Raw genomic sequence first — 13,642 nt, forward strand, 5'->3', positions numbered from 1 at the left:
AGCCCTGCTGAAGGCGCCCACGCCAGCACGCGCGCGGAGGATGTATTAGAGTTATCTCGACATCGAGATATCTGCCGAGGCGCACCGCAGCCGTACGCATCGCCAGTCCGGCGGTAAGGGTTACCTAACTTAGCCTTACCTTAGCGGATCGGCCAAGAGGCGTGACGGCAGGATGCGGTGGAACGCGCACATATATGAAGGAGACTGTCGTGTCGGCGAACAGCTTCGACGCCCGCAGCACGCTGCAGGTGGGCGACGAGTCGTACGAGATCTTCCGGCTGGACAAGGTGGAGGGCTCGGCCCGCCTGCCGTACAGCCTCAAGGTCCTGCTGGAGAACCTGCTCCGCACGGAGGACGGCGCCAACATCACCGCCGACCACATCCGTGCCCTCGGCGGCTGGGACTCGCAGGCCCAGCCCAGCCAGGAGATCCAGTTCACGCCGGCCCGCGTGATCATGCAGGACTTCACCGGTGTCCCCTGCGTCGTGGACCTCGCCACGATGCGTGAGGCCGTGAAGGAGCTGGGCGGCGACCCGGCGAAGGTCAACCCGCTCTCCCCGGCCGAGCTGGTCATCGACCACTCCGTCATCGCCGACAAGTTCGGCACGAACGACGCGTTCGCGCAGAACGTCGAGCTGGAGTACGGCCGCAACAAGGAGCGCTACCAGTTCCTGCGCTGGGGCCAGACCGCGTTCGACGACTTCAAGGTCGTCCCGCCGGGCACCGGCATCGTCCACCAGGTGAACATCGAGCACCTGGCGCGCACGGTCATGGTCCGCAACGGCCAGGCCTACCCCGACACCCTCGTCGGCACCGACTCGCACACCACGATGGTCAACGGCCTGGGCGTCCTGGGCTGGGGCGTCGGCGGCATCGAGGCCGAGGCCGCGATGCTGGGCCAGCCGGTCTCCATGCTGATCCCGCGCGTCGTCGGCTTCAAGCTGACCGGCGAGCTGAAGCCGGGCACGACCGCCACCGACCTGGTCCTCACGATCACCGAGATGCTGCGCAAGCACGGCGTCGTCGGCAAGTTCGTCGAGTTCTACGGCGAGGGCGTCGCCGCGACCTCGCTGGCCAACCGCGCCACCATCGGCAACATGTCGCCGGAGTTCGGCTCCACCGCCGCGATCTTCCCGATCGACGGCGAGACCCTGAACTACCTCAAGCTCACCGGCCGCTCCGAGCAGCAGGTCGCGCTCGTCGAGGCGTACGCCAAGGAGCAGGGCCTGTGGCTGGACCCGGCCGCCGAGCCGGACTTCTCCGAGAAGCTGGAGCTTGACCTCTCCACGGTCGTCCCCTCGATCGCCGGTCCCAAGCGCCCGCAGGACCGCATCGTCCTCGCGAACGCCTCGCAGCAGTTCGCCCTCGACGTGCGCAACTACGTCGACACCGCCGACGAGGCGGGCAAGGAGTCCTTCCCGGCCTCCGACGCCCCGGCCACCTCCAACGGCGTCCCGTCGAACCCGGTCACCGTGACCGCCCCCGACGGCTCGACGTACGAGATCGACCACGGCGCCGTCACCGTCGCCGCGATCACCTCCTGCACCAACACGTCGAACCCGTACGTGATGGTCGCGGCCGCGCTCGTCGCGAAGAAGGCCGTCGAGAAGGGCCTGACCCGCAAGCCGTGGGTCAAGACCACCCTCGCCCCGGGCTCGAAGGTCGTCACCGACTACTTCGACAAGGCGGGCCTCACCCCGTACCTGGACAAGGTCGGCTTCAACCTGGTCGGCTACGGCTGCACCACCTGCATCGGCAACTCGGGCCCGCTGCCCGAGGAGGTCTCGAAGGCCGTCAACGACCACGACCTGGCCGTGACGTCGGTCCTCTCCGGCAACCGGAACTTCGAGGGCCGCATCAACCCCGACGTCAAGATGAACTACCTGGCGTCCCCGCCGCTGGTCGTCGCCTACGCCCTCGCGGGTTCCATGAAGGTGGACATCACCACGGAGGCGCTCGGCACCGACACCGAGGGCAAGCCGGTCTTCCTGAAGGACATCTGGCCGACCGAGGCCGAGGTCAACGACGTCGTGGCGAACGCCATCGGCGAGGACATGTTCAACAAGTCCTACCAGGACGTCTTCGCTGGCGACGCCCAGTGGCAGGCGCTGCCGATCCCGACCGGCAACACCTTCGAGTGGGACGCCGAGTCCACCTACGTCCGCAAGCCCCCGTACTTCGAGGGCATGACGATGGCGACCACCCCGGTCTCCGACATCGCGGGCGCCCGCGTCCTGGCGAAGCTGGGCGACTCGGTCACCACCGACCACATCTCCCCGGCCGGTGCCATCAAGGCCGACACCCCGGCGGGGCAGTACCTCACGGAGCACGGCGTGGCCCGCCGCGACTTCAACAGCTACGGCTCGCGCCGCGGCAACCACGAGGTCATGATCCGCGGCACGTTCGCCAACATCCGCCTGCGCAACCAGATCGCGCCGGGCACCGAGGGCGGCTACACCCGCGACTTCACGAAGGACGGCTCGCCCGTCTCCTTCATCTACGACGCCTCGCAGAACTACCAGGCCGCCGGCACCCCGCTGGTCATCCTGGGCGGCAAGGAGTACGGCTCGGGCTCGTCCCGCGACTGGGCCGCCAAGGGCACCGCGCTCCTCGGCGTCAAGGCCGTCATCACCGAGTCGTACGAGCGCATCCACCGCTCGAACCTCATCGGCATGGGCGTCCTGCCGCTCCAGTTCCCGGCCGGCCAGTCGGCCGACTCGCTCGGCCTGACCGGTGAGGAGACCTTCTCCATCACGGGCGTCACCGAGCTGAACGAGGGCACGACCCCGAGCACGGTGAAGGTCACCACCGACACCGGTGTCGAGTTCGACGCGGTCGTCCGCATCGACACCCCCGGCGAGGCGGACTACTACCGCAACGGCGGCATCATGCAGTACGTGCTGCGCAACCTGATCAGCAAGTAAGCGGTCACGGTACGCGGCTGAGGGCCGCACTCCCGGAAGGCTCCGGGGGTGCGGCCCTCGTCGCGTCTCACGCGGTGACGAAGGCCGCCGGTGCCCCGGAGCGCATGGTGTGGTCGACGTGGATCAGGCGGGCGATGAACCGGCCGTTCTCCACGTTCGCCTCGATGCCCGCGGGGGCGATCGAGTTCCCGTCGGGGAGCCCGGCGTAGTACAGCCCGGGAACCGCCCCGAGCAGGCCCTTCTCCTGGATCGGCGCGCCGTGCTCGTCGAGGACGCGGTCCGGCAGGATGCGGTAGTCGGGGCCGAAGCCGGTGCACCAGACGATCGCGGTGATGCCGTGGCGGGCCAGGTCGAGGCGCTCGCCGAAGTCGGCCACGCGCGCCAGGGAGACTTCGGGCGCGGGCCGCTCCTCGGGCACGGCGAAGCCCCGCTCGCGGACGCGGGCGTCGATGATGTCGAGGGCCCGCCGGAACGACCGGGCGGACTCCTCCGCGACGGCGACGACGTTGTCCTTCAGGTGCAGCTCGTGGCCGTCCGCCGCGCGGACGGAGCCGACCAGGGTGACGCCCTTGGCGGCCAGGGTGCCCAGGTTGAGGTCGGCGCGCTTGTCCCGGATGGCGGTCACCGGCAGGCCCGGCAGGACGGGCCCGCCGTCGCCGCCCACGGCCCCGAAGTCCTCGTACAGGGAGGGGAGCGCGCCGAGCCACTCCTGGATGCCGTGGCCCCGGTAGCGGCGCGGCCACGCGCGGTGCCGCCCGACCGCGAGGTACGTGCGCCGCCCGGCGTCCACCAGCTCGTCCGCGATCTGCTGGCCGCTGATGCCCGCGCCGACCACCAGGACGGCCCCGTCCGGCAGGGCGCCGGGGTTGCGGTAGGCGTGGGAATGGACCTGGCGGACGGCGGGGTCGACGTCGGCGGCCAGGGCCGGGGTGCGCGGGGCCGCGTACCCGCCGACGGCCGCGACGAGGTTGCGGGACGCGATGACGCCGCCGGTGGCCAGGTGGGTCCTGAACCGCACGTCGTCGTGGGCGGAGGCGTCCGGCGGGCACTCGACCCTCTCGACTGCCGTGTGCTGGCGCACCTGGAGCCCGCGTTCCGCCACGTACCCGCGCAGGCGCCGGGCCAGTTCGGGGCCCGAGGGGCAGCCGTAGGGGTCGTCGCCCTCGTACTCCCAGCCGGGGAAGCGCAGCGAGCGGTTGCCGCTCCCGATCAGCAGGCTGTCCCACCGCTCGTGCGCCCAGGCCTGGGCGATCTCGCCCCGCTCCAGGACGAGCGCCTCGCGCCCCTGCTCCTGGAGGGCCCCGGCCACTCCGCACCCTTGCTGCCCGGCGCCGATGACGACGGTCTCCACGTATTCGGTGTGCTCGACGTGCTCGGTGTTCTCGATGCGCTTGCCCGCTGCCATAACCGGACCCTCCTGCCGCGCTGACGCGGCTACTTAGGTAAACCTAAGTAAGACCTTGCCTTCTCAAGTCGGCTTGATGTCAACTCAGTTCATGAAGCGAAGCGGTGCGGTCTCCATCGGCGAAGCGGCGGCCCTGTACGGCCTGGCGCCGTCCACGGTGCGGTGGTGGGAGCGGCGGGGCGTGCTCAACCCGCCCGCCCGCGAGGGCGGCAAGCGGCGCTACGGTGACACCGACCTGCGCCGCATCGGCCTCGCCTATCTGTGCTGCGTGGTCGGCAGGATGCCCCTGGACCAGGCCGCCGTCGTCACCTCGGGGAAGGCCGCGCGCGACGCCTGGCGGGACGCCATCGACGTCCAGCTCGCGCAGGTGGAGCGGCAGATCGCGGAGCTGGAGGCGGCCCGGGGGTACCTCCGGCACGCGCGGCTCTGCACGGACGACGACATCGCGGGGGACTGCCCGGTCCTGGAGGATGAGCTGGCCGCGCACACCCCGCGCGGGCGCGTCCCGGGCGGGGACCTCGCCACCGCCGCCCGCGCGGCCCGGCGCGCCGGGCCGCCACGTGACGAAAACACCGCCCCGGCCCCTGCGCGTGACGAAAAGCCCTGCCCCGGCTGCCGGGCCCTGGTGCCGAGGCCTTCGCGCGGCCGCCCCCGGACGTACTGCTCACCGGCCTGCCGCCAGCGCGCCTACCGCGCCCGCCGCAGTGCCGGGTGAGGGGCGGGGGCGTCGTGCGTGCTGCCGTGGTGCGAGGGGCGGTGCGCCGTTGTCCGTAGGGTCTGATGGGCGTGAGGAGTGTGGGGCGTACGACGGTGTCCGGATGCCGGGGCCCGTGGGAGGCCTGAGCGTTCCTGGAGCGGCGCAGGCACGGTGGGGCGGGAGGGTCCGCGCGTGGCCGGGTGTCGCGATCCGGGCGGTGCCGTGGGCCTGGGGCCTGTGGGATGCTCCGGGCGCTCGTACGCCGACGAATGGTCTCCACCACTTCAGCCGGGCCGTTCCGGGGCACCGGGACCGCCCCTTCCCCGCGGGAGTCTCCTGTGAGATGCGCCAACGTACGACCTAGTGGACCGCGATTAGGACGCGGTCGGACACCGCTGGAGCGCGGTCGTGCGCCACGCCGTGTCACGCCGCTGCTCGGCGGCCTTCTGCTCGCCGCGTCCGGCCTCCTGGGCATCGCGTCGGCGGCGTCGGCCGACACCGCCGCCCCGGAGCCCGGCGCCGACCTGGCCGTCGCGGTGGCCGACTCCGCGAACCCCTTCGCGCTGGGCGGCACCCTCACCGACACCGTCACGCTCACCAACAACGGCCCCGACGCGGCGACCGGCGCCACCGTCGTGATCACCCTGACGGGGGCGCCCACCGGCATCCTGTCCGCCAGCGCGTCGCAGGGCTCGTGCACCGTCTCCGGGGCCACGGCGACCTGCGCGCTCGACGGCCTGGCCGCCTCCGGTGCGGCGACGGTCGCGCTGACCCTGTCGCCGACGTCCACCGGCACGGTCACCGCCACCGCCACGGCGACCGCGGACCAGCCCGACGCGAACACCGGCGACAACTCCGCCGCCCGGAACACCACGGTGAACAACGCCCACCGCTGCACGCTGGTCGGCAGCAACGGGCCCGAGGTCCTGTCCGGCATCAACCGCGACGACGTGATCTGCGCCCTGGCCGGTGACGACATCGTCTACGGCGCCGGTGGCAACGACGTCATCCACTCCGGCGCGGGCGACGACACCGTCGGCGGCGGCGAAGGCAACGACACCCTCATCGACCGCCACGGCACCGACACCCTCAAGGGCAACAACGGCGACGACACCATCGACGTCAAGGACGGCGCGGCCGGTGACACCGCCGACGGCGGCGCGGGCACCGACAGCTGTGCCGTCGACTCCGGGGACACGGCCCTGAACTGCTGAACCCCGGCACCCCCATGAGCGCGAGGGGTCGCACCTCACGGGCCGTGCGGCCCCTCGTCCCCGCTACTTCCGCGGCCAGCCGCCGTACGGCACCGTGAGCAGCTCCATGGCGTGGCCCGCGGGGTCGAGGAAGTAGACGCCCTTGCCGCCGTCGTTGCGGTTGATCTCGCCGGGCCGCTTCTGGTGCGGGTCGGCCCAGTGGGCGAGGCCCCGTTCGGTGATCTTCTCGTACGCCGCGTCGAACTCGGCCTCGGTGACCAGGAACGCGTAGTGCTGCGGCGTGATGTGCTCGGCGGGGATGGTGGCGAAGTCGAGCGTGACGCCGTTCGCCAGGTCCACCGCGATGAACGGGCCCCATTCGGCGGTGATGTCGAGTCCGAGCAGGTCCGCGAAGAAAGTGGCGGACTCCCGGTTGTCCCGGGCGTGGACGATCGTGTGGTTGAGCTGTACGGACATGGAATGCCTCCGAGGGCATCTCCGGCACCTCCATGCCTCACCCAGACAGTGACCGGCACGCGATGCTGGGGTGGATCTTAAGCAGGCCGCCGGAGACGTGTCGACCCGGACGGAGCGGGCGGCGCCGCCGGTCGCGTCACCCCTCCGGGTAGAAGACGAACAGGGTGCACCCCGTCGCCGTCTGCGGAACGTGTGACGAGCCCGCGGGAGCGTGGAGGAAGGTGCCCGCCGGGTAGTCGCGCTCGCCGTCGTTGAAGACGCCGGACACGACGAACACCTCCTCGGGGCCCGGGTCGTGCACGTCCAGGCCCTGCCAGCACGCGCCCGGATCCAGCTCCACCACCTGGGCGCTCGCGCCGTTCTCCCCCTGCCACAGCGGGCGAAGGCGGATGCCGGGGAAGAGCTCGCGGACGGGTGTGTCGCGGACGTGGGACCAGGTGTATCCGGGGGTGTGCCGCCCGGTCAGCGGGGAGTTCGTGGTCATGGGGCCAGCCTGTCCGGCCACCGCGCCCCCGGCCCAGTGTCAGAAATGACAATCTGCTGTACTTTCCTGCCATGCATCATGTGGTCGCCCTGGTCCACCCCCCTCAGTCGACCTTCGAACTCGGCTGCGCGGCGGACGTGTTCGGCATCGAGCGCTCCGGAATCCCCCGGCGTTACACGTTCAGCGTGTGCACCGAGCACCCGGGGCCGGTCCCGACGCTCGCCGGGTACGACATGTCCGTCGCCTCAGGCCTTGAGGAGGTCGACCGGGCGGACACCGTGGTGGTCCCCGGGTGGCTGCCCACCGAGGAGCCGCCGTCCGCCGCGATCGTGGCGGCCTTGCGTCGCGCGCACGACCGGGGGGCGCGGGTGGCCAGCATCTGCACCGGCGCCTTCCCGCTGGCGCGAGCGGGCCTCCTCGACGGGCGGCGCGCCACCACGCACTGGGCGCGGGCGGCGGAGCTGGCCGCCGGGTTCCCGGCGGTCCAGGTCGATCCGGATGTGCTGTACGTGGACCACGGCGACGTGGCCACGAGCGCGGGCTCCGGCGCGGGCATCGACCTGTGTCTGCACCTGGTGCGCAGGGACCAGGGCGCCGACTACGCCGCCCGCGTGGCCCGGAGCATGGTCATGCCGCCCCACCGCGAGGGCGGGCAGCTCCAGTTCACGGCGCCGCCGCACGCCGCGCAGATCGAAGGATCGCTCGCTCCACTGCTTGAGTGGGCGACGGGACGCCTCGGCGAGTCCCTCTCCGTCGAGGACCTGGCGGCGCACGTCGGCGTCTCCGGGCGCACGCTCGCCCGCCGCTTCACCGAGCAGCTGGGCTCGACCCCGGGGCAGTGGCTCCTCTCCCGGCGCATCACGGCGGCCCGCGAACTCCTGGAGTCCTCCGACCTTCCGCTGGAGGCGATCGCCCACCGGGTCGGCCTCTCCTCGGCCACCAACCTCCACCGGCGCTTCGTACGGGCACTCGGTACGACACCGGGTGCTTACCGGCGGGCGTTCCGGGCGCGACCCTAGGAGCGTGTCCCAGTAACGGGTAAGCGGTCAGCTGGCGGCCGTTCCGGCAGGTCATGATCTGTCCGAAGACTGGTTCGACGATGGCTTTCCGGTGTCGGTAGGCGGCCTTACCGGGCTTGGTCCGCAGTGTGCGGGCCATGCGTTGCTTCAGCGGGGTGTCTGGGAACGGAAGCTGTGGCCGAGCTCGGGGCCGAGTCCGTAGTAGTGGCGGAAGTTGTAGATCAGCGGGCTCCACCTGGCCGGGTCGACGTGCTGAGAGCCGGGGACGACGATGCGCGGATCGGCGTGGACCTTGAGCACCTGGGCTTCGACGATGAGGAACACGCCGGAGACGTCGGGCTGGACCCGGGCGGCACGGGCCTCCAGTTGCAGGGGGCATTCGGCGGCCCGGGGCGGCCGGACCAGCGCGGAGGGCTCAGGTCGCAGCCCGGCGGCCGCGAACTTGTCCCGCTCGGATCGGAAGGCGCCCTGCTTGTTCACGGGCACGGGGATGCGCCCGGTGAGCGGCGCGAGCTGTTCCACCGCCGGCCACTGGGTCGGCGCGGGCAGGTTGATCACGAGCTCGGGCCGGCTGCGGAGGTTGTGCGCGGTCTGCCCCTCGACCCCCACACCCAGGACGACTACCTGGCCCAGTGCCCAGGCCGAGGAGATCGGCGCGAGATTGAAGGAGCCGTCCTCGTTCTCCGTGGAGAGCAGCACCACGGGTGTTCCGAAGTACAGGATGCTCGGTGTGATGGTCACATGGTCCGCCGAGGTGTCGGCGGGCGCGCTGTCCGGCGTCAGGGTGTTCATGGGACCCGACGGTAGGGCGGAGAAGCTTCGGCGCGCGCCGAAGGATCCCTGGTGGATGATGGACGGTGATGAACAGCCGTGACGCGCATGCCGAAGGCCCGGACCTGGCCGCCCTGGCCGGTCTCCTGGCGGACAACACCCGCGCGGGGTTCTGCCTCGCGCTGCTGGACGGCCGGGCCTGGACCGCGACCGAGTTGGCCCGCCATGCCGGGGTGGCCGCCTCGACCGCGACTGAGCACTTGAACCTCCTTGTCGCCGGAGGACTGCTGGCACAGGAGCGTCAGGGCCGTCATCGCTACGTTCGCCTGGCCGACCCCGCCACGGCGGAACTGATCGAGAACCTTGCCTCAATGGCGCCTCTACGAGCCACCCCGCCCCACTCACTGCCGGCTGTCAACCGCAGCCGGGCGCTGGCCCGCGCCCGCACGTGTTACGACCACCTCGCCGGCGCCCTCGGGGTCGCGATCACCACGGCCATGACCGATCGGGGACTACTCGACTGGGAGCATGGACTGACGCTCACCGGCAACGGGACCGCCTGGCTGAACAAGCTCGGCATCACCCTTCCGCCCGGCAAGCGGCGTCCGCCTGTCCGCTCATGCCTGGACTGGACAGAACGCCGCCCCCACCTGGCCGGCGCCGTCGGTGCCGCCGTATGCCGGCATGCCTTCGACTCCGGCTGGATCACTCAGATCGGCACCAGCCGCGCCGTCGCTCTCACCGACACCGGCCAGCGCGCCCTCCGGGACCACCTCGGCCCGTCCGACGACTGGTCCGTTACTGACCCACGCTCCTAGGGCCTGTCGTCAAATCCCCCGCCGTTCGCCCGAAGGGCGGGCCGCGCGGCGTCTGGTGCGTGCGATCGCAAGGCGCCGGAAGGTCCTCGTAGCGGAGCTACTAGGGCCTTTCGGCAACGCGGCGAGCGTGCGTGCCAGGCGCCGCGCGGCAGGCGGGGGATTTGACGACAGGCCCTAGCGGCCGAGCCGCACTCCACGGGCCTCGGCGATCACGTCCAGGGCTTCGACCTGCCAGCCGTAGAGGTGCGTCGCCGCGAGGCAGTGCGCGAGGACGTGCTCGTGGGCCTCGTCGGTGCCGATCCTCAGCAGGCCGCGCACGGCGGCCTCGCGGGTGAAGGGATGGACGTCGGGGTGGAGGAACGACGCCAGGGGAGCGGCGCAGTCGGGTGTGCCGCGCGTGCTGAGCGCGTCGGCGGCGGCTCTCTGTGCCGGGGGCGACGCGGCGAGCCGTCCCAGCGCGGCGAGCGCCTCGCCCTCGGGGCGGGCGGCGAGCGCCGCGACGAGTGCGGCGGCCACGTCCTCCCTCGCGGCGTCGGCGAGTTCGACGAGGGCGGGCAGGGCCGGGGCGCCGATCCGGCCGAGGGCCCGCACGGCCGCGCGGGCCAGGTCGGGGTCGGCGTCCGGCGTGACGAGAGCCCTGAGCGCCTGGGCCGCCCGCGCGACCGGGAACCCGCCGAGGGCCGCCACCGCCCGCGCCCGCACCGCCTCGTGCGGTGAGTCCGCGCAGGCGAGCACCGTCGGCAGGGTCTCCGGGGCGCCGATCAGGCCGAGGACGCGCACGGCGCGGGCGCGCTGTGTGCCGGGCCGCTCCTCGTCCTGGGCCAGGTCCGCGAGGGGCGCGGCGGCCTCCGGGTGCCGCAGGGCGCCGAGCGCGTCCACGGCGTCCGTACGCAGCGCCGCCGGGGCCTCCTCGTCCGCGAGGACGGCAAGCAGTTCCGGGACGGCGGCCGGGTGGCCGACGGCACCCAACGCCCGTGCGGCGCCCTGCCGTTGGGCCACGGCATGATCCGTGCCGGTGAGGAGGCCCAGTAGCTGGTGGAGCGGCGGCTCGGGCAACTGGGCCACGAGGTCCGGCACGGCGTCACTGAGGGGCGCGTCGCCCAGCGCCTCAAGGAGCGCGTCACCCGCTGCGGCGCCCGCGTACGCGAAGAGGGCCCGCGCGGCGGCCCGGCGCACGCTCGGCACGGGCGAATCGCGCAGGTGGTGCCGGAGCAGGGCACGGCGTTCACCGGGGTCCGGTACGGCGTGGCGGCCGGGCTCTTCCGCGATGTGCGCGCAGACGGCGGCCACGGCGTGGGGCGGGGCGCCCGATGCCGCGCGCAGCGTGTTCCACAGGTGGTCCCGGCCGTCCTCGGTCCGGGCGAGCAGAGCGGTCGCCAGGCGTGCCGTCTCGGGGTCCGGGTCCCGCTGGGGGACCTGGAGGAGCTGGGCGGCGGACGGCCACTGGTGCGCGGGCGGCCAGTCCGCCTCGGGCAGCGCGTGGAGCGCCGCGACGGCGGCCCGGCGCAGCGGGACGTCCGAGGCGGGGGAGTGCGCGAGCACGAGCAGGGCGGACGCGGCGCGCGGGTCGCCGATCGCGCCCAGCGTCCGCACCACGCGTTCCGCGCGCTCGGGCAGGTACTCCCAGAGCGCGACCAGGAGCGGCACCACCGCCTCGGGCGCGCGCAGCCGCGCCAGCGCGTCCAGCACCCGTACCGTCCAGTGCCCGCGACCGGCCGCCAGCTCGCCGCACAGGCCCACGAGTCCACGCACGGCCTCCGGCCCGCCGATGGCGATCAGGGCGTCACACGCGGGCTTGTACAGCTGCGCCCGCCCGTCGCGTTCCTCGGCGTCGTTCAGCAGCCGCAGCAGCTCGGGCACCGCGCGGCGCTCCCGCAGCCTCCCCAAGGAACGGGCGGCCTGCCACCGCGTCCCGTTGCGCTGGTCCCGCCGCCGCAGACAGTCAAGCAGCGCCTCGGCGGCCTCCGGCCTCCCCTCGCAACCGCCCAGCAGCTGCAGGGCGTGCACGGCGAGGTCGTGGTCCTCCGACCGCGAAGCCCGGCAAAGCCCCGCGACATCGCCCGCCGTGCGCATGCGCGCCAGCTCGGAGATCGTCGGCGCCCGCTCCACTCAGACCTCCCCGTCCTCGGGCATCCGGTCCGACATCGCCACGTACAGCGGTGTCCCGACGACGACCGTGACCTCCCGCCCGTCCTCCTGCGTCACGGTGCCGGTCAGCAGCCTCCTGGCCAGGAACTCGCAGTACATCGGCGGCACGGTCAGCGCCTCGGCGCAGTGCAGTACGTCGCGCGTCACGTTCTCCCGGCTCGGCATGCGTCCCCGCCAGCGCACGTCGAACTGCCGCTCCCACTCCGGCGGGATCTCCTGGAGCAGCCGGAAGATCGACGGCAGCCCCGAGAAGCCGACCCGCTGCATGTCGGCGCCCACCTGATAGCCGATCAGGTGGTGCGAGGACCCGATCAGCGCGACGACCGTGTCGCCGTCGCGGCCCGTCATCAGCGTCGGGCTGTTCGCCTCGCCGTACCCCGCGACCCGCAGCCCCAGGTCACCCCGGAACCAGGCGGAGGGCTCCGACATCCAGCTGACGTCGAACTCCCGCTCCAGGTACGTCTCGACGAGGTCCAGGCGGTCGTACGTACTCGTGTCGGCACGCGGCGACTGCACGGCGACGCTCAGGACCTTCAGGTCGACCTTCGCCTCGACGGCGAGCCGCCGGAGCAGCTTGGGCGGGATCTGCTCGTAGAGCATGTCCAGCTTCGCTGTGGAGACGTAGAAGTAGTACCGCACGCGCCGTGGTCAGGCGTTCTGGTGGATCTGGGGGAGGGCCAGGAAGGTGGTCCAGGTTGTGGGGGTAATCGTGAGGTGCCCTCTGCCGGGCTCCTTTGAGTCACGGATGTGGATGGCGGTGGGTTCGGTCGCCACCTCCAAGCAGTTGCCGCCCTCGCTGCCGCTGTAGCTGGACTTGAACCACTCAAGCGCGCTGCTACTGCTCATTGCTCTCCTAGCAGTTGGTCCAACAGGCCCTTCGTTTCCTCTGGGTTGAGGGCCGTTGACCGCAGCATCGCATACTTCAGAGTGAGGATCGCCACCTCGTCTGCATCTGAGATCAGATGGCTGCCGCGCTGGGACTCGGTGTAGGCAAGCCGCTGGTGGTCGGGTGTTTCCAGCAACACAAAGGGCCCGTCGAGCGCAGCGTGTGTGGTGCGTTGGAATGGCAGGATCTGGATGGCGAGCCCCGGAAGCTCTGCGAACTCGCGCAAGGTGCGCAGTTGCTCGGCGTAGACCGCCTTCCCGCCAAGGCGATCGTGCAACGCGGACTCCCAGATCACGAAGCTGGTGCTCGGTGGCACCCTGCGATGCAAGAGCTCCCGGCGTTCGAGCCGCTTGGCGACGAACTGCTCGATTTCGTCCTCGTCGAGGACTGGAACGCGGCTGCGGAAGACCGCGCGAGCGTACCCTTCTGTCTGGAGCAGTCCGGGCAGCACCTGGTTCTCGTACGACGAGATCGCGATCGCTTCCTTCTCCCGATCCAGGAACTCCTCAGCGAAGCGCGGAACCAGATCCACCTCCGGCATGTGGTCGACCGCAGTCTCCAATGTCCGGTTGGTGCCTAGGAGTTCGTCGAGCTGGACCGCCAGGTCCATCTTCAAGGGGCGCCGCCCCTGCTCGATGGACGCGACCTGATCCTCGCTGATGCAGAAGTGACTCGCGAGCGATCTCTGGGTGTACCCGGCGGCCTCCCGGTGGACGGCGAGCAGCGCCCCCACCATCTTCATCGCCGATGCGTTCTTGCGTGACCGTCGCCGTGAGCCGCTCATGGGGTACAACTCCCACCGAATTCCAGGGATTTACCG

Annotated in this window: 13 protein-coding genes and 1 pseudogene; 5 read left to right on the forward strand and 9 right to left on the reverse strand. The window is 71.8% G+C overall.

Features of this window, described 5'->3' with window-relative positions:
• The first annotated feature begins 209 nt into the window (after positions 1–209).
• Positions 210–2,924 (forward strand): aconitate hydratase AcnA, encoded by a 2,715-nt coding sequence (gene acnA, locus AC07A4_RS15045; protein ID WP_478597907.1) that lies wholly within the window; start codon positions 210–212, stop codon positions 2,922–2,924.
• Positions 2,925–2,991: 67 nt separating this feature from the next.
• On the opposite strand, the gene AC07A4_RS15050 is transcribed toward acnA, so the two are convergent.
• The gene (locus tag AC07A4_RS15050) at positions 2,992–4,329 is read right to left on the reverse strand and encodes a flavin-containing monooxygenase (protein WP_478597909.1); all 1,338 of its coding nucleotides are present in this window, start codon (positions 4,327–4,329) and stop codon (positions 2,992–2,994) included.
• 91 nt (positions 4,330–4,420) lie between these two features.
• Here AC07A4_RS15050 and AC07A4_RS15055 point away from each other — a divergent pair, with 91 nt between their 5' ends.
• Positions 4,421–5,044, forward strand: coding sequence for a MerR family transcriptional regulator (locus AC07A4_RS15055; protein WP_478597912.1), 624 nt, complete (start codon positions 4,421–4,423; stop codon positions 5,042–5,044).
• A gap of 320 nt (positions 5,045–5,364) precedes the next feature.
• Positions 5,365–6,240, forward strand: coding sequence for a hypothetical protein (locus AC07A4_RS15060; RefSeq protein WP_478597915.1), 876 nt, complete (start codon positions 5,365–5,367; stop codon positions 6,238–6,240).
• 63 nt (positions 6,241–6,303) lie between these two features.
• On the opposite strand, the gene AC07A4_RS15065 is transcribed toward AC07A4_RS15060, so the two are convergent.
• Both AC07A4_RS15065 and AC07A4_RS15070 read right to left on the reverse strand, forming a co-directional pair.
• Entirely contained in the window at positions 6,304–6,696 is a 393-nt protein-coding gene (locus AC07A4_RS15065) for a VOC family protein (protein ID WP_478597918.1), read from the reverse strand.
• A 136-nt stretch (positions 6,697–6,832) separates the two neighbouring features.
• Positions 6,833–7,180: a cupin domain-containing protein gene (locus AC07A4_RS15070; RefSeq protein WP_478597921.1), complete on the reverse strand. Its 348-nt coding sequence runs from the start codon at positions 7,178–7,180 to the stop codon at positions 6,833–6,835.
• Positions 7,181–7,251: 71 nt separating this feature from the next.
• On the opposite strand from AC07A4_RS15070, the gene AC07A4_RS15075 reads away from it, so the two are divergent.
• The gene (locus AC07A4_RS15075; protein ID WP_478597923.1) at positions 7,252–8,199 is read left to right on the forward strand and encodes a GlxA family transcriptional regulator; all 948 of its coding nucleotides are present in this window, start codon (positions 7,252–7,254) and stop codon (positions 8,197–8,199) included.
• A 28-nt stretch (positions 8,200–8,227) separates the two neighbouring features.
• On the opposite strand, the pseudogene AC07A4_RS15080 reads toward AC07A4_RS15075, so the two are convergent.
• Both AC07A4_RS15080 and AC07A4_RS15085 read right to left on the reverse strand, forming a co-directional pair.
• Positions 8,228–8,422: pseudogene (locus AC07A4_RS15080) on the reverse strand (hypothetical protein); the annotation flags it as partial.
• Complete coding sequence (locus AC07A4_RS15085; RefSeq protein WP_478597926.1) at positions 8,347–8,991, reverse strand: flavin reductase family protein; 645 nt, start codon at positions 8,989–8,991, stop codon at positions 8,347–8,349. The pseudogene AC07A4_RS15080 and the gene AC07A4_RS15085, both read right to left, overlap by 76 nt.
• A 68-nt stretch (positions 8,992–9,059) precedes the next feature.
• Between AC07A4_RS15085 and AC07A4_RS15090 the strand changes: the two genes are divergently transcribed.
• A complete protein-coding gene (locus AC07A4_RS15090) occupies positions 9,060–9,788 on the forward strand; it encodes an ArsR/SmtB family transcription factor (RefSeq protein WP_478597928.1) in 729 nt (242 codons plus the stop codon).
• A 174-nt stretch (positions 9,789–9,962) separates the two neighbouring features.
• Here the strand turns inward: AC07A4_RS15090 and AC07A4_RS15095 are convergent, their stop codons facing one another.
• From AC07A4_RS15095 to AC07A4_RS15110, 4 genes are read right to left on the reverse strand one after another with little or no spacing between them, the layout of a single operon-like run.
• Entirely contained in the window at positions 9,963–11,897 is a 1,935-nt protein-coding gene (locus tag AC07A4_RS15095) for a HEAT repeat domain-containing protein (protein ID WP_478597930.1), read from the reverse strand.
• The gene (locus AC07A4_RS15100; RefSeq protein ID WP_478597932.1) at positions 11,898–12,575 is read right to left on the reverse strand and encodes a DUF7019 family protein; all 678 of its coding nucleotides are present in this window, start codon (positions 12,573–12,575) and stop codon (positions 11,898–11,900) included. It abuts the gene before it with no gap.
• Positions 12,576–12,584: 9 nt separating this feature from the next.
• Positions 12,585–12,782 (reverse strand): DUF397 domain-containing protein, encoded by a 198-nt coding sequence (locus tag AC07A4_RS15105; RefSeq protein ID WP_478597935.1) that lies wholly within the window; start codon positions 12,780–12,782, stop codon positions 12,585–12,587.
• The gene (locus AC07A4_RS15110) at positions 12,779–13,606 is read right to left on the reverse strand and encodes a helix-turn-helix domain-containing protein (protein WP_478597937.1); all 828 of its coding nucleotides are present in this window, start codon (positions 13,604–13,606) and stop codon (positions 12,779–12,781) included. The genes AC07A4_RS15105 and AC07A4_RS15110 overlap by 4 nt, the downstream gene beginning before the upstream one ends.
• Positions 13,607–13,642: the final 36 nt, after the last annotated feature.

Source organism: Streptomyces sp. NPDC043996 (assembly GCF_056435225.1).